Source organism: Nocardia nova NBRC 15556 (assembly GCF_001613005.1).
GTDB lineage: Bacteria > Actinomycetota > Actinomycetes > Mycobacteriales > Mycobacteriaceae > Nocardia > Nocardia nova.
Map to the genome: position 1 here is coordinate 1 of NZ_BDBN01000132.1, position 17,740 is coordinate 17,740.

Here is a 17,740-nt window from a genome sequence, read left to right on the forward strand (position 1 = left end):
GCCGCGGCGGACGGACCGGCGCGTCACCGCGTGCCGGAGTACCCGGGCGCGCCGGCATTCGTGCGTGCGCGCCCGTCTCGTACGGGTCGGGCCGCGCACTGGGATACGGCGCAGCCGGACGTCCCGGCGTCCCGTACCCGGGCGGAGTCATACCGTGGTCCGGCTCCGCGCGGCCGTGCCGCCCGGTGCGCCCGCCCGCAGCTTCCGCGCTCGGCCCGGCCGGGTAGTCCGGCTCGGAATAGCCGGGGCCGTAGGCGGATTCGCCGTAGACTCCGTCGTCCCCCAGATCCGGTGCCCGGTGCGTACCGGTCCGGTAGCCGCCCTCGGCGTATCCCTCGTCGTAATAGGAATCGCCATAGCCGGTGTCGTCCCGCTCGGAGTCATGATCGGATCGATGATCTCCACGGCCGAACATGTTCATACCTCCCCTCCGGCGCGGCCCGCCCCGCCGGATTGCGGCGACAGACTGTGGTGTCCGCCGCTCGACCCGTAACCGCCTGCGCCGCGCGCTGTTTCGTCGAGCTGGCCGACCTCCACGAAATCCACCAGTTCCACACGCTGCACCAGCAATTGTGCGATCCGATCGCCGCGGCGCAACTGAATCGCCGTGCGCGGGTCGTGATTGATCAGGCAGACCTTGATCTCGCCCCGGTATCCGGCGTCGATCGTGCCCGGCGTGTTGACGACGGACAGACCCGTCTTGGCGGCCAGCCCCGACCGGGGATGAATGAGGCCGACGGTGCCCTCCGGCAACGCGACGGCGATTCCGGTGCCGACGAGCATCCGCTCGCCCGGCTCCAGGATGACGTCTTCGGTGGTGCACAAATCCACTCCGGCATCGCCCGGGTGCGCGCGCGTGGGCACCGGGACGCCGGGATCGAGCCGCAGCAGAGGTATGGGTGCAAGTCCGGTCACGTCCAGCGAGCCTACGCGTCCGGCGGCCGGGCCGTGGGAGCGCCGGGCTCCGATGTGGCGGCACCGAGCGGCCGCGGTCGCGGACAGCCCGGACCGGCTCCCGCCGACAGCGAATATGTCGGCCTGACCTAGCATGATGTGGTGTCCGACCAGTCCCACGCAGTACCTCCCCACGAGTCCTCGGCGCGCGCACACGCCGATACCCCCGCCGCGGTCTATTCCGAACGGCTGTGGGTTCCGCTGTGGTGGTGGCCGGTGGCGCTGGCGGTGACCGGTTTGCTGGCCGCCGAAATCCATATGGGAGCGCCGGGTATCCGGGCGTGGCTGCCGTATGTGCTGCTGTTCCCGGTGCCCGTCTGGGCGCTGCTCTGGGTGAGTCGCCACCGGGTCGAGGTGGCACCGGATGCCGACGGCATCCTCGAATTGCGCGCGGACCGGGCCCATCTACCGGTAACGTATGTATCCCGGGCGGTACCCGTACCGGCCAGCGCGAAAAGCGCGGCACTGGGTCGTCAGCTCGACCCGGCCGCGTTCGTCCAGCATCGACCCTGGATCGGGCCCATGGTCCTGCTCGTCCTCGACGATCCGGACGACCCCGCTCCGTACTGGCTGATCAGCACGCGTAAACCCGAGCAGGTGCTGGCCGCGCTCGGCGTGCCGAGCGCGGGCTGACGGGACCTGCCGGGCTGTTTGTCGTCGTTTCTCTCAGCTACCCGCGGAACTGATCCGCTGCGGCCGCACGGATCGCTCAGGCCGCGCAATCCATGCAGATCATCTGCCCGCCGGCCTCGCTGGCGAGTCTGCTGCGGTGGTGAACCAGGAAGCAGCTCGAGCAGGTGAACTCGTCGGCCTGCTTCGGGATCACCCGGACCGAGAGCACCTCCTCGGACAGATCCGCGCCGGGAAGCTCGAACGACTCCGCGGTATCGGATTCGTCGATATCCACGACGGCGGACGCGGCCTCGTTGCGACGAGCCTTCAGCTCCTCGAGCGAGTCCTCCGACACTTCGTCGGATTCACTGCGCCTAGGTGCGTCATAGTCGGTTGCCATGTCGTCTTCCCCTCGTCCTTACTCCGTATATCCCGGACCGGCTCCGCCGAACGTCGATCCCTGTCGGAATCGCCGGCGATGCCGCCCCGCCGTGGTGTACGTCACGTGTACACCGCTCGCCGCCCGGCCGGATCACCCTGATCCATACCGGATCGCGCTCGGTCAACGCAGGACATGCCCTGGTTGTTCCCGAAATCGCTTCCCTGATTCACATCAGCCGATTCGTATCGGGCCGCCAGACAATAGCGGACGCCGGGGCAAAAGTCGCAATCAAAACTCGAGCGAGTCGAAACCGACGGGTAATCGTCACTGCGACAGCACAGCTGTGGCGATACGCCATCGCTTCGTGCTCGGCGGCGCCTCGGCCCGTGACCCGATCGCGACGCGGGCGGCCGCGCCGATCGTTACCATCCCGATATCCGGCATCGCCGTAGCTGCCTGTTTCCGCGCCGAACCGGCGCGCAGGTGTCCGCGTGCGCGACTGTCGCCCGCCAACTCGTAAGGTGTGCGTGTGGTTTCACTGATCACCGAAGGCAGCGCGGTCGACAACAAGGGCCGTCCGTTCCTGCGGCGCCGCTACCAGCCGTGGGTCGCACTCATCGCGGTTCTCGCCCTCATCTGCGCAATCGTGTGGATCAAGGCGCTGACCACCGCCGACACCACCCATACCGCGATGGCCTGCAATTCGCCGGCCCCCGCCACGGATGCGAACTCCCCGCAGCCCGCGCCGCTGGGCGAGGTGGTGTCCCCGTCGCGGCTGCACGATGTGGAGCCGGCGCCGCTGGCCCAGGCCAAGGTGCGGGTGCTCAACGGGTCCGGCCAGCGCGGCCTGGCCGAGCACATCGCGTCCAAGCTCGGTGACTACGGCTTCGCCAGCCCGCCGGCCCCGGTCTTCGGCAACGATCCGGTCTATCTGAACGGCGACCTGGTATGCACCGGCCAGATCCGCTACGGCGTGAGCGGTCGCCCGGCCGCGGCCGCCGTCCAGCTCGTCGCGCCGTGCGCGGAGCTGATCGAGGATCAGCGCACCGACGACACCGTCGACCTGGCCCTGGGCACGCTGTTCGGCAACGATCTGCAGCCGAGCACCGATGCCGAGGAAGTGCTGCGCGCCTTGAAGAATCCGGCGCCCAACGGCCCGGACGTCGATTCGGCGCTGCTGCAGGCCGCCCGCACCGCCCGCTGCTGAAGCCGAGCCGCGCTCACTCCTCGGGGATGGGCGCGGCGACACCGAGCCGGTCGAACAGGTCGGCGAGCTCGTCGGCGATGCCCGCGGCGGCGGCCACGGTCAGCTCCCCCTGCGCGCCGGTGGAGTCCGCGCCGGGCAGCCGCAGTACCGCCCCCGCCTCGGCCGCGATCAGGGCTCCGGCGGCCCAGTCCCACGGATTGAGGCCGTGTTCGTAGTGGGCGTCCACCCGACCCGCGGCCACCATGCAGAGGTCCAGGGCGGCCGAGCCGATCCGGCGGATGTCGCGGACTTTCGGCAACAGCTGCGCCACGAGTTCGCCCTGCCGTTCCCGTCGCGCCGCGCCGTAGCCGAAGCCGGTGGCCAGCAGAGCCAGCCGGACGGAGTCGATATCGTTGCAGCGCAATGTGATCGGCTCCTCGTCGCCGCCGGCCAGGGTGGCACCCGTGCCCAGTCCGGCGCTGTAGGTCACCCCACCGGCCACGTCGACGACGGCACCGGCAAGCGAACGGCCGCCGCGCATCGCGGCCACCGATACCGCGTAGGCCGGGATGCCGTACACGAAGTTGACCGTGCCGTCGATCGGATCGACCACCCACACGATCTCCCCGGCGGCGCCGAGGCTGCCACCGCCCTCCTCACCGAGGACCCTCTCCCCCGGGCGCGTCTCGGCCAGCAACGACCGGATCAGCTGCTCGGTTTCGGTGTCGACCACGGTGACCGGATCGGTGGGCGTCGATTTGGTGCGGACCGAGTCGTCCTCGGTGCGCCCCGAGCCGAACACCTCGGGACGGCGGCGGCGGACGTGTGCCGCCGCGGTCTCGGCCAGATAAACTGAAACACGGCGTAATTCGGCGATTTCGGCAGGGTCGAGGACGGGCGCTTCCGCGATGTCGGCGGGTGAATTCGTCTCGGGCACGGTTTCCATCCGACCACAGATCCGCCCGGACTCGCATCCGCGCGGTCGCGGCCACGGGCGCGTCGCGCGGTGTAACGTGCCGCTGGCACCTTCATCGGCCTAGACCACAGGGAACGAGGAGTTCGCGATGTCCGCTCGGGGGCAAGCATTCGGAATCGATATCGGGGGTAGCGGGGTGAAGGGCGCGGTCGTCGACCTCGCCACCGGCGACCTCGCCCACGAACGGATCAAGATCTCCACGCCCCACCCGGCCACCCCGAACGCCATCGCCGAAACCGTCGCCAAACTCGTCACCCAGGCCGACTGGGACGGCCCGGTCGGGCTCACCCTGCCCAGCGTGGTGGTCAACGGCATCGCCCGCACCGCCGCCAACATCGACAAGAGCTGGATCGACACCGACGCGCGTCAGCTGTTCTCGCTGGCGCTGGGCGGACGCGACGTCGTGGTGCTCAACGACGCCGACGCCGCGGGCCTGGCCGAGGACCGCTACGGCGCGGCCCGCAACATCGACGGCCTGGTGATGCTGTTGACCTTCGGCACCGGTATCGGCTCGGCGCTGCTGAACCACGGCGTCCTGGTGCCCAACACCGAACTGGGCCACATCGAGGTGCACGGCAAGGAGGCCGAGCACCGGGCCGCGTCGTCGGTGAAGGAACGAAAGAATCTGTCGTACAAGGAGTGGGCCGCCGAGGTGACGAAGGTACTGGTCACCCTGGAGGACCTGTTCTGGCCGACGGTCTTCGTCGCCGGCGGCGGGATCAGCCGCGATGCCGAGCACTGGATCCCGTTGCTGGCCAATCGGACTCCGGTCGCGGCCGCCCATCTCCGCAACACCGCGGGTATCGTGGGCGCCGCGATGGCCGTGGATAGCGGGATCGCGCCGTGAGCACTCGTTGCCGATAGTTACAATGGAACGAGACCGGCGGTGAGCCGGAAAACAACCCCGGCACGTAGAGCCGGGTTCAACCCCGACAGAACCGCTCCGCCGGATGATTACTCTGGCGTGACGCCGCACGAGACCGTCACGAAAGGGCGTACGTGGTAGCCACGAATACCCGACAGACCGCCGAATCGGCCGACGCTGCCGACTCCGCAGAAGGCACCGCAGCACGGCCGGTCCGCAAGGCTGCCGCGAAAAAGGCCCCGGCCAAGAAGGTCGCCGCGAAGAAGGCCCCCGCCAAGAAAGCGGGAGCCAAGGCTGCAAAGAAAGCACCCGCCAAGAAGGCCACCACGAAGAAGGCGGCCCCCGGCGCGGACAACGAAGCCGACGAGCATCTCGACGACGAGTCGCTGGAACTCGACGACCTCGGTGACCTGGAGGTCTCCGAGGACGATCTGAGCGACGACGGCGAAGAGCTGGTCGAAGAGACCGCCGAGGACGAAGAGGCCGAAGCCGAGGACGAGGAAGCCGACGAGCCCTCGGAGAAGGACAAGGCCTCCGGCGATTTCGTCTGGGACGAAGAGGAATCCGAGGCCCTGCGCCAGGCCCGCAAGGATGCCGAGCTCACGGCGTCCGCGGACTCGGTGCGCGCCTACCTCAAGCAGATCGGCAAGGTCGCGCTGCTCAACGCGGAGGAGGAGGTCGAACTCGCCAAGCGGATCGAGGCCGGTCTCTACGCCACCGAGAAGCTGCGCGAATTCGCCGACAAGGGCGAGAAGCTGCCGGTGGCCACCCGCCGCGATCTGCAGTGGATCATGCGCGACGGCAACCGTGCCAAGAACCACCTGCTCGAGGCCAACCTGCGTCTGGTCGTCTCGCTGGCCAAGCGCTACACCGGCCGCGGCATGGCGTTCCTGGACCTGATCCAGGAGGGCAACCTGGGTCTGATCCGCGCGGTGGAGAAGTTCGACTACACCAAGGGCTACAAGTTCTCCACGTATGCCACCTGGTGGATCCGGCAGGCCATCACCCGCGCGATGGCCGACCAGGCCCGCACCATCCGTATTCCGGTGCACATGGTCGAGGTCATCAACAAGCTGGGCCGCATCCAGCGCGAGCTGCTGCAGGACCTGGGCCGCGAGCCCACGCCCGAAGAGCTCGCCAAGGAAATGGACATCACGCCGGAGAAGGTCCTCGAGATCCAGCAGTACGCGCGTGAGCCCATCTCGCTGGACCAGACAATCGGCGACGAGGGCGATTCCCAGCTGGGCGACTTCATCGAGGATTCCGAGGCGGTCGTCGCGGTCGACGCGGTGAGCTTCACCCTGCTGCAGGATCAGCTGCAGTCGGTGCTGGAAACCTTGTCCGAGCGTGAGGCGGGCGTGGTCCGGCTGCGCTTCGGTCTCACCGACGGCCAGCCGCGCACCCTCGACGAGATCGGCCAGGTCTACGGGGTCACCCGTGAGCGCATCCGCCAGATCGAGTCGAAGACGATGAGCAAGCTGCGCCACCCCAGCCGGTCGCAGGTGTTGCGCGACTACCTGGACTGATATCCGCGATTCCGATGATGCCGCCGAGGTTCCGCCTCGGCGGCATCGTCGTTATGTCCGGGGTATTGCCGCGACGGCCCCATAGGGTGGGCTGTCGTGGATCAGTTGGTGTTGGTTTTCGTGCTGGCGTTCGCGACGATCCTGGCGCAGCCGCTGGGCCGGCGGCTCGGTTTGGCGCCCGCGGTGCTGATGACGGTCTTCGGGCTCGTCATGGCGGTGCTGCCGTTCGTGCCGAATATCGCGCTGGCGCCCGAGCTGATCCTCCCGCTGGTCCTGCCGCCGTTGCTCTACGCCTCGGCGCGGCGCACCTCCTGGCAGCAGTTCGCGTCCAACGCGGGGGCGATCCTGTTGCGAGCGGTCGGTCTGGTGGTGGCCACCGCGGCCGCGGTCGCCGCGATCTTCCATCTCTGGTATCCGGCGCTGCCGGTGGGCACGGCGTTCGCCCTGGGCGCGGTGGTGGCGCCGCCGGATCCGGTGGCGGTGAGCGCGATGGCGAACCGGCTGGGCCTGCCGCGGCGTCTGGTCGCGGTGCTCGAGGGTGAGGGCCTGTTCAACGACGTGACCGCGGTGGTGATCTACGACGTCGCGGTGCAGGCGGTGGTGACCGGGCAATTCTCGGCCTGGCGGACCGCGGTCGACTTCGTGGTCTCGGCGGTGGTGGCGATGGCGGTCGGGCTCGCGCTCGGCTGGGCCGGCAGTGCCCTGATGCGGCGGCTGACGGAGGCGCCGTGGCAGGTTGCCCTCGGATTGCTACTCCCGTTCGCCGCCTACGGACTCGCCGAGGCCGCGCACGGTTCGGCGGTGCTCGCGGTCCTCGTGTGCGCGCTGTATCTCACCGATGCCGCAACGGATTTCAGCGATGTGGGATACCGAATCGTCGGCGATTCGTTCTGGGACGTAATCGACATGCTGGTCACCGGATTCGCCTTCGGACTGGTGGGCCTGGAGTTGAGCACGGTGCTCGCCACCACCGGTCCGAACTGGCCACGCCTGCTCGGCGGGGCGGCCGCGGTGGTCGGCGTGGTGGTTGCCCTGCGGGTGCTGTGGCTGCTCGCGAGTACCGCGCTGTTTCGCGGATGGTGGCGGCGCCGGCGGGTGGACGAGCCGTACACCTGGCGCGAGACCGTGGTCACCTGGTGGGCCGGCATGCGCGGCGTGGTGACCGTCGCGCTGGCGCTGGCGTTGCCGCTGACCACCGATTCGGGCGCAGACTTCCCCGGCCGCACCGAGGTCCTGTTCATCGCGTTCGTCGTGGTGCTGTTCACGCTGCTGCTGCAGGGTCCCACGCTGCCTCTGGTCGCTCGCTGGACCGGGGTGAAGGCCGATACCGAGGTCGAGCGAGCCATGGAGCGACGGCTGTGGACGCGGATCCTGCGCGCGGAACTGGCCCGGCTGGAGGACATCGCCGACAACGAGGATCTGCCCGACGAGGTGTATCAGCGGCTGCGCGACAGCGTGGAACGCCGGTTGATGCGCGCCGACCCGGAAGCGGCCCAGGCCGCCGACGGCACCAAGACCGTCGAGCACGCCATGCGGCTGACCGGCAAATTGCGCACCATCAGCAACGACGTCCTCGACGCCGGCCGCGGTGAGGCGCTGGCCGCCCGGCGCGAACCGGGTATGCCGCCGGATCTGGTGGACCGGGTGATGCGCCGGCTGGATCTGCGCCCGCCGCCGCTGCTGTGAGGTAGCGGACTCGCGCGACGGTCGAGTCCCCTGGACACCCTGCGGCGATCGAGCCCCGGTCCACGGACACGCGACGCGAACTGGCCTCGCGCTCCGGTAAACACCAGCTATTTTCCAGGACTAACGTTCGGGAAATTTACTACCTGCGAGTATATAGCTAATGTGCGGACGGTCACCGGCATGGGGATGCGGTGACGCACTTTCGGCAAGGAGTCCGCATGCTTCAGATCGACCAGTTCACCTACGGGTGGTTGACACCCACACTGGCCTACGTCATGTCCGTCATCGGTTCGTTGCTCGCGTTGCGCTGTATGGTGCGCGCGCGGGCCAACCCCGAGCGCCGCGGATGGGTCGTCACCGCGGCCGTGGCCCTGGGCGGTACGGGCGTCTGGGTCATGCACTTCATCGCGATGCTGGGTTTCTCGGTCCACGGGGCGACCATTCGCTACGACATCCCGATCACGTTGATCAGCGCCGCGATCGCGGTGGTCGTGGTCTGGATCGGCCTGTCGCTGGTGATCCGCCGGCGGGGCGACACCTCGGCGCTGCTGACCGGCGGGGCGGTCACCGGGCTGGGTGTGGCCGCGATGCACTACGCCGGCATGTACGCGATGAAGACCGATGTCGCGATGCACTACGACGCGTGGCTGGTCCTCGTCTCCATCGTGATCGCGGTGGTGGCGGCGACCGCGGCGTTGTGGTTCGCGCTGCACGTCGAGGGACTGCTCGCGACCATCGGTTCGGCGATGATCATGGGCGTCGCGGTCTGCGGTATGCACTACACCGGCATGTACGCCATGCAGGCCCATATGGCCGAGCACATGCAGGCGCCGTCGGGGGCGCAGGCCAATCAGCTGCTGACCCCGCTGATCATCGGCGTCAGCATGGTGACGCTGTTGCTGTTCCTGCAGGTCGGCATCACCGATATCCACGAGCCGGATCTGTCGCGCATCCGTGGGCAGCGCGCGAGCCGTTACTGGCCCAGCAGCACCGAGTCCGACTCCCCGGCGACCGGGTCGTTCGCTCGCGAGGAGTACCCCGGCGAGCAGACACACCGGCACCGCCGCTAGCCGCCGTCGGCAGGGCCCGCGCAATGCGGTGACCGCACAGCTCACCGGCGGGAAACCGCCGCGAGGCGAACCTGTGGCACCGGATTGCGCGGGTCGGTGGGCGGACCGGCCCGCCGCGGGCGACACTGGCATACGTGGCGTCTTCCGCTTTGAATCACTACCGGTCCCCGTGGGCCCGGACGCTCGACCTCGACACCGGGCGCCGGCAACTGCTGGACTGGTGGCACGGCCCGGATCGGATCTACCGGGCCGGGAAGGCGGTCCACGACCATCTGGCCGGTGCGCCGGCCTCCTGCGCCTACGCGTTCACATTGTTCGTCACCTGGTGGACGCTGCGCGGGATCAGTGATTTCGCCGGGCACCGGCTGATCCTGTCGGCCTCGACGAATCTGCACAATATGCGCCGGGAGCCGGTACAAGTGCTGGTCGCGTCGGCGTTCTGGACCGACGGCGGATTTCCGTGGGTGATCATCATCGGCTTCCTGACGGTGATGGCCTTCGCCGAGCGCTGGCTGGGGACGTTGCGCTGGATCATGGTGTTCGCCTGCGGCCACGTCGGCGCCTCGATGATCGTGGTCACCGGCATCGCCTTCGCGGTGCACCACGAGCTGATTCCGCTGCGCATCGCGGTGGCTTCCGATGTGGGGTCCTCCTACGGTTTCACCGCGGTGCTGGCCGCGCTGAGCTTCCATCTGCGCGGTACACCCCGGGCCGTGTGGGCGGTCGGGTTGCTGGCCTGGTTCGGCTTCGCCGCCTGGCACGGGCGCACGTTCACCGACTACGGCCACCTGACGGCGCTGTTCATCGGCTTCGTGGTCGGGGCGGTCGCGGTGGCGTTGTCGCGGCGGCTCGAGCGGATCCGCGACCAGCGGCCCGCGGGCACCCGCCGCGCACCGGGCGACACCGCGCCCCGGCCGATCGACCATCCCGCGCGCGCCCTGGTGAGCGAGGACGAGCCCTCAGCCGACGGCCGGAGCGAGCCGACGCTGCATTGAGCGCACCACGGGTTCGACCACGCGCGCCGCGACCGGGCCGAGGATCGCCATCAGCAAGACGTAGGCCGAGGCCAGCGCCGCCAGCTTGCCCGGTACCGCACCGACCGAAACGGCAAGTCCCGCAATGACGATCGAGAATTCACCGCGGGCCACCAGGGCGGCGCCGGCGCGCGCACGACCGAGCCGTCCGATGCCCTGCCGCTTGGCCGCGAACCACCCGGTTCCGATCTTGGTCAGCGTGGTGATCACGGCCAGCAGCACCGCCCAGCCGAGGACCTGCGGGATCTTGTGCGGATCGGTGTTGAGGCCGAAGGCCACGAAGAAGATGGCGGCGAACAGATCCCGCAGCGGTTCCAGGAGTTTCGCGGCGCTCTGCGCGGTGGATCCGGAGATCGCGATACCCAGCAGGAACGCGCCGACCGCGGCCGAGACGTTCAGCGCGGAGGCGAGGCCCGCGACCAGCAGCGCGGCCCCCAGCAACTGCAGCAGGAACACCTCGCGATCCTTGCTGTCCACGATCGAGGACACGAAGCGCCCGTAGCGCAGCGCGATAACCAGCACGATCGCGATCACGAGCAGGGCCAGCGCCAGCGACCGCAATCCGGCCAGCCAGCCGACACCGGCCAGGAGGGTGGTCAGGATCGGCAGATAGATCGCCATCGCCAGATCCTCGAACACCAGAACCGACAGCACGACCGGCGTCTCCCGGTTACCGAGCCGTCCGAGGTCGTTGAGCACCTTCGCCGCGATGCCGGAGGACGAGATGTAGGTGACGCCGGCCAGGGTGATCGCGCCGGTCGGCCCCCAGCCGAGCAGCAGCGCCACCACCGCGCCGGGCGTGGCGTTCAGCACGATGTCGAGCAGACCCGCGAGCCAGGACTTGCGCATGCCCGAGACCAGTTCCGGCGCGGTGTATTCCAGGCCCAGCAGCAACAGCAGCAGCACGACGCCGATTTCGCCTGCGAGATGGCCGAATTCGGTGGCGGCCTTGACAGTGAGCACACCGCCGTCACCGAAGGCCAGGCCGCCGAGGAGGTAGAGCGGGATCGGGGACATGCCGAAACGCCCTGCGACACGCCCCAGGACACCGAGGGCGAACAGGACCGCTCCGAGCTCGAACAGGGCTAGTGCGGTCGACTCCACCGGCTCACCCGCCGGTCAGAATCTCGAGCGCCTCGTCGAGGCCCTGCGGGGTTCCGACCACGACCAGCAGGTCGCCCGCCACGAGCACGAAGTCCGGACCGGGCGAGGGGTAGATCTGCCCGGCCCGCATCACGGCGACGATCGACGCCTTGGTGCGGGTGCGCATGCGGGTGTCGCCGAGCGCACGCCCCGAATACGGCGATTCGTCACCGATCGGGAGCTGGCGGGTGGTGATGCCCGGCAGATCGCGATGATCGTCCTTGAGCTTCTCAACGAGCTGCGGTGCGCCCAGCAGATTGGCGAGTACGGCCGCCTCGTCGACGGTCAGCGGCACCTGGGCGGCGCAGTCGTCGGGATCGTCGTGCTTGGAGACGATGAGATCGATACCACCGTCACGATGAGCGACAACTCCGATCCGGCGCCCGGACCGCGCCTCGAAGTCCTTACGGACGCCAATTCCGGGCAGCTGTGTCACATCGACGTTCACGAAATCCAGCCTAGATCAAGCACTTCGAGAGGCCGGCCACTGAGCCGGATCCGCGGTGAGTGCCGGAAATGTCCCTTTTTCATCAGGGCCATAGTAACTGGTGCGCACCACCGCCGTAATGGGAAGCGGGCCGTAGAGGTGCGGAAAGCGCATCGAACCCGGGTCGTCGGCCACGCCCGGCTCCCAGCGCAGCGGCGCGCTCAGGCGGGTGACGTCGACCCAGAGCAGCAGCATATCGTCGCACCCGGCGAACAACCGGTTCGCCGGCAGATGCACCTGATGCGGTGCGGACAGATGAAGGAACCCCTCGGCCTCGAGCGAGGGTGCCACCCGTTCGCCGATTCGCTGCGCCTGCTCCCACTCCGCGGGCGTACAGAGATGAACCAGCATGCGCCCGTTGGTGTTTTCGGTATTCGAGGCGGCGGGGGCAACGTTGTCGGCAGTCACGGCTGCACCATACCCAGCGTGGCGCGCGCGACCCGCCGAACGGAACGAAGCGGACGTTTGATTGAGCGGTTGATTGTCGGTGGGCGCGGGTAATCTGCGAGCAGACAACTGGATCGGCCTTTTTCCGAAGTGTTGAACCACAGGTGGTGAACCGAGGTTCCCAAGGATGGTCATGGTGTTCGCCCACAGCGAAATACCTGGTCATGTTAGGGAAAACACATACAAACATCTTCGGGAACAAAGCCCCCGTCCCGAACGTCTGACAGAGTAGTCATCAGCCACTGCTGGGAAGTAGCGGTAGCGAGCCCGCGGAAGGGACCGCGGGCCCCACACCAGGCGAACGGCTTTCTGCGCCGGGAGCCAGGACGGAGGAGTCATGCCAGGAACACTGACAAGCACCCCACTGACTGCGGTCGATCGTTGCGACCGCTGCGGTGCGGCCGCGCGCGTGCGCGCGACACTTCCCGCCGGTGGCGAGTTGCTCTTCTGCCAGCACCACGCGAACGAGCACATGGAGCGCCTGCGCGAACTGGAGGCAGTCATCGATACCGAGTCGGCACCGGCACTGTAAGGCCGGCTCCTCACGTCCCCTGTCAGCCAAGGGCGGCCTCCGGGCCGCCCTTTTTCATGTCTCGGATCACAGCACCTCCGATCACAGGTGCCGGGATGTCAGCCCGTCCAGCAGGCGGGCCAGTCCGTACTCGAAGGCGCCGTCCGGATCTCCGGGCGCCTGATACTGCTCCCCTACCGCGGCGCCCACCCGCTCCGCGAGCGGAAACGACTGCCCCGTCATGGCCTCGGTGAGCACCGGCCCGTACGCCTCCCACCAGCGCGCATCGCTCATCTCCTCGGCGCCGCGCCGGGCCGCGACCGCCGTGCGAGCATTGCCGGTCGCGAAATCCGACAGCGCGGCAATGGTCCGGTCCATGTCGACATCGGACAGCCCCGCCCCTTCCAGCGCGCTCAACTGCCGTTCGTAACGTCGCATCCGCCCCGGACCCAGATCCAGCCGCCACGGCGGTACCTCCAGTAGCCACGGGTGGGTGAGCAGTTCCGCGCGGACACCGCGAGCAATGGCCGCCAGACGCTCGCGCAGGGGCGCGGCCGGGTCGAGCGGCGTGTCCTCGCCGGCCACCCAGTCGACCATCGCGATGATCAGCGCCTGCTTGTCGGGGACGTAGGTATAGAGACTCATCGGCCCCAGCCCGAGCGCCGTCGCCACCGCTCGGATGGATACCGCGCTGTAACCGTCGCGGTCGGCGATCCGGATCGCGGTGCGAATCACCTCGTCCACCTCGACCGTCTGCTTCGGCCCGCGCATCCCCGGACGGGCCGGAAGTTCGCGGCGCCACAGCAGGGCGATCACCTGCCGCGCCCGGTCGGAGGCGGATTTCTGAGCCACAACACTCCTCGGAAATCTCATTACACTGTACGGGGTTATAATACTCCGTACACTATACGTAGATAAGCGAGGGTCCTCTGCACACGACACACGCCACCTATCTGCCCGACCGCCATGCGTTCGCCCTGTGGCACTGGGGCGCCGCGGCGACCGAAGCTCCGCCGCCCGGTGTGCGCGATACCGTCCGGCTCGCCCTCCCGGATCCCGACGGCACCACGATCGGAGTGAGCGAGGTCACCTGCGCCGTCGTCGACGCCGATCAGCTCGGCGCGGTCGACGTGGCCCGCGCCGGTTCGTCACTGTCGGCCTGGCAGCGCGTCGCACGAGAGGCCGGCGGGCCGGAGCTGTTGCCCGCCGCCGCCCACGCCGTACCCAATGCCGCGGCGACCGCGATCGTCTCCGCCGACCGGGCGGTGCGGGCCTACCGCGAGACCGAGGACATCGCGCGGGCGTTGCGCGAACCACTCCGTGCGCGGTTGCGGCCCTATCAGGCGCGCGGAATCTCCTGGCTGCACCGGACGACCGCCGACCACGGCGGCGCGGTGCTCGCCGACGAGATGGGACTGGGAAAGACCGTGCAGGCCATCGGCTTTCTCCTCGGACGCGCCGAGTCCGGCCCGCAACTCGTGGTCTGTCCGACCTCGCTGGTCGGCAACTGGATCCACGAGATCACTCGCTTCGCGCCCGGACTGCGCCCACTCGCCTGGCGCGGCGGCGAACTCGGCGAGCCCGGACCCGATGCGGTGCTCGTCACCGGATATCCGACGCTGCGCGGCCACGGACCGGCACTGGCCGATATCGATTGGGCCACCGCGATATTCGACGAGGCGCAAGTGCTGAAGAATCCCCGCACGCAGGTCTCGCGCGCCGCGCGCGCCGTGTCCGCGCGAGCGCGGGTCGCCCTGACCGGCACGCCCGTGGAGAACCATCTCGACGAACTGTGGGCGCTGCTCAATCTGGTCACACCCGCGGCGTTCACCCACAAGGCGCAGTTCCGGCGGCGCTTCGTCCGTCCCATCGAGGAGGGTTCCACCGTGGCCGTGCGGCGGCTGCACGACACCATCGAGCCGATCGTGCTGGCCCGCCGCAAGATTCAGGTGGCCGCGACTTTGCCGCCGAAGATCCACACCGACCTGGTCTGCGATCTGACCGCGGAACAACAGCGTGTCTACGACGAGCTGCTCGGCCGCGCCGAGGCCGACGGATTCGGCGTGGGCGCCGAACGCAACGCGCGCGTATTGGCCGCGCTGACCGCCCTGAAGCAGGTGTGCAACCATCCCGGGCTGGTCACCGGCGATCTCGACGAACTCACCGGCCGCAGCGGAAAGTTCGACGTCTGCTTCGATATCCTCGCCAACAACCTCGAACTGGATTGCCCGACACTGGTTTTCACCCAATACCGGCGCACCGGGGAGTTGCTGGCACGCCACTGCGCCGAGCGATTCGGAGTCGAGGCGCCGATGTTCCACGGCGGTCTGTCGCAGAGCGAGCGCGATGCGATCGTCACCACTTTCCAGAGCGCCGACGGCCCGCCGATCCTGATATTGAGCCTGCGGGCCGCCGGGACCGGCCTGACCCTGACCCGCGCCGCGGACGTGGTGCACTTCGACCGCTGGTGGAATCCCGCGGTCGAGGCGCAGGCCTCGGACCGCGCGCACCGCATCGGGCAGACCCGCCCGGTCACGATCACCACACTGACCAGCGCCACCACCGTCGAGGAACATATCGCCGGTATGCACGATCGCAAATCAGCGCTGGCCGGACTCGGCGCCGGCGACGGACGTTCGGCGGTCGCCCGGCTGGCCCGGTTGGACGACGACCACTTGCTCGCCGTACTGCGCCGGAAGCGAGGCAATTGACATGCCCGACAACGAATTCGGTTACACGCCGTGGGGTATGGGCTGGGTGCGGCTGGCGGAGCCGATCCGGACGGCACGTCCCGAGCCGCTGCTGCCCCGCGCACGCAGCATCGCCCGCAACGGCGGCGTTCACCTGACAATCGACGGCACCACGGTCTCGGCGCACATCCACCGTGGCGGGCAGGCATCGGTGACGCTGCTGGAGATCGCACCGCTGCCGGCGTCCGCGGTGAGCGCCATGGCCGAGCACATCCCCGCGCAGCTGGTCCAGCTCACCGACGAGGTGCACGCCACCCTCACCGCCGCCGGCTTGGCTCCGATACCGCGGCTCGCTGCGACCGACTGCTCCTGTTCGGCCCGCAACCCACGCTGCCTGCACCTGCTGGCCGGCTGCTACGCCCTCGCCCGAGCCGTGGACGAGAACCCCTGGCTGTCCTTGGATCTGCAGGGCTACCGGTCCGGCGGCGCGGAGGAGACCGGCGCGGCGGACGTCCCGCCCGCGCGGTGGACCTCGCTCGATTCTCTCGACCCCGCAACGTTTTTCACCGGCGCGCACGACAGGATGTCACGCGTTGGTGCCGCCGTCGACGGTGAGGGTCGCACCGGTCAGGCGGGCGCCGGACGGGCCGGCGAGGAATGCGACGACACCCGCCACGTCGTCGGCCTCGCCGAAGCGGCCGAGCGCCGAATGCCGTAGCTGGTTCTCGGCGTGCGACGACGCGGCCGGATTCATATCGGTGTCGGTCGAGCCCGGCTGTACCAGGTTGACCGTGATCCCGCGCGGGCCCAGTTCTCGCGCGAGCGCTCGAGTGAATCCGTTTAGTGCGGATTTGCTGAGGTTGTAGAGCGTCAAACCCTCGAACAACGCGCGTTCGGACAGGTTCGACCCGATGCTGATGATGCGCCCGCCGCGATCCATGTACGCCAGTGCGGTCTGTGCCGCGACGAAAGCGGCCCGGGCGTGGATGTGCAGCGCCTCGTCGATCTCGGCAACGGTGAAATCGGTGAACGGCTTGGCCGGGAAGATGCCCGCGTTGTTGACCAGGATGTCGACGCCACCCAGTTCCGCGGCGGTGCGATGGACCGCCGCGACGACCTGCGCGGCATCGGCACTGTCGGCCTGCACCGCGATCGCGCGCCGCCCGAGACCCCGGATATCGGCGGCTACCGCCTCGGCCGCCTGGGCCGCGCCGCGGTAGGTCAGCGCCACATCCATGCCGTCGGCGGCCAGGCGCCGCGCGATCGCGGCGCCGATGCCCCGGCTTCCTCCGGTCACGAGAGCCACGGTGGTCGACTCGCTCATCTGCACTCCAATTCTGTGTCGATCAATACAGAAATAGACAAGCAGCTCGGCCGACGGTCGTCAAGAGATATATTTAGTGATCGACACAGAAAGAGGATTCGATGGCCGAACGCGGACGTCCGCGCGGATTCGATCGCGACATCGCGCTGCGGCGCGCCATGGAAGTGTTCTGGGAACACGGCTACGAAGGCGCCGCGATGAGCGATCTGACGTCCGCGATGGGGATCAATTCCCCCAGTCTGTACGCCGCCTTCGGATGTAAGGAGCAACTGTTCCGCGAAGCCGTCGAACTCTACGGCCGCACCGAAGGCGGATACACCGCCCGCGCGCTCGCGACCGCGCCGACCGCGCGCGCGGCCGTCGAGGCGATGCTGCGCGACAACGCGGCCGCCTACTGCGACCCCGCCACACCGCGCGGATGTCTGGTGGTGGTCGCGGGCAATACGGCGGGCCCGCGCCACGGCGCCGTCCGGGATCTGCTCGCCGAACGCCGTCGCCACACCACCGAAGCGGTGCGGCAGCGCCTCGAGCGCGGCATCCACGACGGGGATCTGCCGGCCGACACCGACATCGACGGTCTCGCCGATTTCTACACCGCCGTGCTGTTCGGACTGTCGGTGCAGGCCGGTGACGGCGTGGACCTGCACCGGCTCGGCCGGACCATCGACCGGGCGCTGCAAGTCTGGCCGGAATCGGCCCCCGCCGAACAGCGCTGAAGCACCCGGTCCGTTTCGGAAAACGCTGCGGGCCAGGACTTTTCGCCACCCCGACGCAGCTGCGACTACATGCGCCGCAGTGCCGCGATGCGCTGGGACAGCTGATCGGCGGTCGCCAGCGCTGTCGGCGG

18 protein-coding genes and 1 pseudogene are annotated in these 17,740 nt (G+C 68.8%); 10 read left to right on the forward strand and 9 right to left on the reverse strand.

The features are described 5' to 3' along the window. Positions 1-415, reverse strand: a pseudogene (locus NN2_RS33650) (hypothetical protein); the annotation flags it as partial. Positions 416-417: 2 nt separating this feature from the next. Next, positions 418-915: a dUTP diphosphatase gene (dut, locus tag NN2_RS33655; protein WP_063019151.1), complete on the reverse strand. Its 498-nt coding sequence runs from the start codon at positions 913-915 to the stop codon at positions 418-420. Positions 916-1,053: 138 nt separating this feature from the next. Between dut and NN2_RS33660 the strand changes: the two genes are divergently transcribed. Next, on the forward strand, positions 1,054-1,587 hold the full coding sequence (locus NN2_RS33660; RefSeq protein ID WP_369828772.1) for a DUF3093 domain-containing protein: 534 nt from the start codon (positions 1,054-1,056) through the stop codon (positions 1,585-1,587). A gap of 76 nt (positions 1,588-1,663) precedes the next feature. On the opposite strand, the gene NN2_RS33665 is transcribed toward NN2_RS33660, so the two are convergent. Then, positions 1,664-1,966: a DUF4193 domain-containing protein gene (locus tag NN2_RS33665; RefSeq protein ID WP_025351469.1), complete on the reverse strand. Its 303-nt coding sequence runs from the start codon at positions 1,964-1,966 to the stop codon at positions 1,664-1,666. 511 nt (positions 1,967-2,477) lie between these two features. On the opposite strand from NN2_RS33665, the gene cei reads away from it, so the two are divergent. Further along, the gene (gene cei / locus NN2_RS33670; RefSeq protein WP_030517220.1) at positions 2,478-3,155 is read left to right on the forward strand and encodes an envelope integrity protein Cei; all 678 of its coding nucleotides are present in this window, start codon (positions 2,478-2,480) and stop codon (positions 3,153-3,155) included. A 13-nt stretch (positions 3,156-3,168) separates the two neighbouring features. Here cei and NN2_RS33675 read toward each other — a convergent pair whose 3' ends face one another. After that, the gene (locus NN2_RS33675) at positions 3,169-4,080 is read right to left on the reverse strand and encodes an inositol monophosphatase family protein (protein ID WP_063019136.1); all 912 of its coding nucleotides are present in this window, start codon (positions 4,078-4,080) and stop codon (positions 3,169-3,171) included. A gap of 118 nt (positions 4,081-4,198) precedes the next feature. Between NN2_RS33675 and ppgK the strand changes: the two genes are divergently transcribed. From ppgK to NN2_RS33700, 5 genes are all read left to right on the forward strand, one after another. Then, positions 4,199-4,957 (forward strand): polyphosphate--glucose phosphotransferase, encoded by a 759-nt coding sequence (gene ppgK / locus NN2_RS33680; protein WP_030517222.1) that lies wholly within the window; start codon positions 4,199-4,201, stop codon positions 4,955-4,957. 152 nt (positions 4,958-5,109) lie between these two features. Next, on the forward strand, positions 5,110-6,501 hold the full coding sequence (locus NN2_RS33685) for an RNA polymerase sigma factor (protein WP_063019137.1): 1,392 nt from the start codon (positions 5,110-5,112) through the stop codon (positions 6,499-6,501). Between the two features lie 96 nt (positions 6,502-6,597). Further along, entirely contained in the window at positions 6,598-8,187 is a 1,590-nt protein-coding gene (locus NN2_RS33690) for a Na+/H+ antiporter (protein WP_063019140.1), read from the forward strand. Positions 8,188-8,405: 218 nt separating this feature from the next. Beyond that, a complete protein-coding gene (locus NN2_RS33695; RefSeq protein ID WP_063910946.1) occupies positions 8,406-9,257 on the forward strand; it encodes an MHYT domain-containing protein in 852 nt (283 codons plus the stop codon). Between the two features lie 134 nt (positions 9,258-9,391). Continuing rightward, the gene (locus NN2_RS33700; protein WP_174555047.1) at positions 9,392-10,252 is read left to right on the forward strand and encodes a rhomboid-like protein; all 861 of its coding nucleotides are present in this window, start codon (positions 9,392-9,394) and stop codon (positions 10,250-10,252) included. Here the strand turns inward: NN2_RS33700 and NN2_RS33705 are convergent. Genes NN2_RS33705 through NN2_RS33715 form a run of 3 tightly spaced genes read right to left on the reverse strand, consistent with a single transcriptional unit; the run spans position 10,217 to position 12,272 of the window. Then, a complete protein-coding gene (locus tag NN2_RS33705; RefSeq protein WP_063019141.1) occupies positions 10,217-11,395 on the reverse strand; it encodes a cation:proton antiporter in 1,179 nt (392 codons plus the stop codon). The two genes, NN2_RS33700 and NN2_RS33705, sit on opposite strands and share 36 nt — an antisense overlap. Positions 11,396-11,399: 4 nt before the next feature. Continuing rightward, the gene (locus NN2_RS33710) at positions 11,400-11,882 is read right to left on the reverse strand and encodes a cation:proton antiporter regulatory subunit (protein ID WP_030517228.1); all 483 of its coding nucleotides are present in this window, start codon (positions 11,880-11,882) and stop codon (positions 11,400-11,402) included. 15 nt (positions 11,883-11,897) lie between these two features. Then, positions 11,898-12,272 (reverse strand): DUF952 domain-containing protein, encoded by a 375-nt coding sequence (locus NN2_RS33715; protein WP_063019153.1) that lies wholly within the window; start codon positions 12,270-12,272, stop codon positions 11,898-11,900. 433 nt (positions 12,273-12,705) lie between these two features. On the opposite strand from NN2_RS33715, the gene NN2_RS33720 reads away from it, so the two are divergent. Further along, entirely contained in the window at positions 12,706-12,900 is a 195-nt protein-coding gene (locus NN2_RS33720) for a DUF7455 domain-containing protein (protein ID WP_030517230.1), read from the forward strand. An 81-nt stretch (positions 12,901-12,981) separates the two neighbouring features. On the opposite strand, the gene NN2_RS33725 is transcribed toward NN2_RS33720, so the two are convergent. After that, positions 12,982-13,752 (reverse strand): TetR/AcrR family transcriptional regulator, encoded by a 771-nt coding sequence (locus tag NN2_RS33725; protein ID WP_063019143.1) that lies wholly within the window; start codon positions 13,750-13,752, stop codon positions 12,982-12,984. A 149-nt stretch (positions 13,753-13,901) separates the two neighbouring features. Between NN2_RS33725 and NN2_RS33730 the strand changes: the two genes are divergently transcribed. Next, positions 13,902-15,590 (forward strand): DEAD/DEAH box helicase, encoded by a 1,689-nt coding sequence (locus tag NN2_RS33730; protein WP_245658963.1) that lies wholly within the window; start codon positions 13,902-13,904, stop codon positions 15,588-15,590. Between the two features lie 565 nt (positions 15,591-16,155). On the opposite strand, the gene NN2_RS33735 is transcribed toward NN2_RS33730, so the two are convergent. Continuing rightward, on the reverse strand, positions 16,156-16,893 hold the full coding sequence (locus NN2_RS33735; RefSeq protein WP_063019147.1) for an SDR family oxidoreductase: 738 nt from the start codon (positions 16,891-16,893) through the stop codon (positions 16,156-16,158). A gap of 101 nt (positions 16,894-16,994) precedes the next feature. Here NN2_RS33735 and NN2_RS33740 point away from each other — a divergent pair, with 101 nt between their 5' ends. Then, complete coding sequence (locus NN2_RS33740) at positions 16,995-17,609, forward strand: TetR/AcrR family transcriptional regulator (protein ID WP_063019149.1); 615 nt, start codon at positions 16,995-16,997, stop codon at positions 17,607-17,609. Positions 17,610-17,740: the final 131 nt, after the last annotated feature.

Bases quoted from the DNA above. Each gene is read 5' to 3' on its own strand.
- NN2_RS33665 (WP_025351469.1), bottom strand. From the start codon at position 1,966: ATGGCAACCGACTATGACGCACCTAGGCGCAGTGAATCCGACGAAGTG.
- NN2_RS33735 (WP_063019147.1), bottom strand. From the start codon at position 16,893: ATGAGCGAGTCGACCACCGTGGCTCTCGTGACCGGAGGAAGCCGGGGC.
- NN2_RS33695 (WP_063910946.1), top strand. From the start codon at position 8,406: ATGCTTCAGATCGACCAGTTCACCTACGGGTGGTTGACACCCACACTG.
- ppgK (WP_030517222.1), top strand. From the start codon at position 4,199: ATGTCCGCTCGGGGGCAAGCATTCGGAATCGATATCGGGGGTAGCGGG.
- NN2_RS33675 (WP_063019136.1), bottom strand. From the start codon at position 4,080: ATGGAAACCGTGCCCGAGACGAATTCACCCGCCGACATCGCGGAAGCG.
- NN2_RS33720 (WP_030517230.1), top strand. From the start codon at position 12,706: ATGCCAGGAACACTGACAAGCACCCCACTGACTGCGGTCGATCGTTGC.
- NN2_RS33715 (WP_063019153.1), bottom strand. From the start codon at position 12,272: ATGCTGGTTCATCTCTGTACGCCCGCGGAGTGGGAGCAGGCGCAGCGA.
- NN2_RS33740 (WP_063019149.1), top strand. From the start codon at position 16,995: ATGGCCGAACGCGGACGTCCGCGCGGATTCGATCGCGACATCGCGCTG.
- NN2_RS33725 (WP_063019143.1), bottom strand. From the start codon at position 13,752: ATGAGATTTCCGAGGAGTGTTGTGGCTCAGAAATCCGCCTCCGACCGG.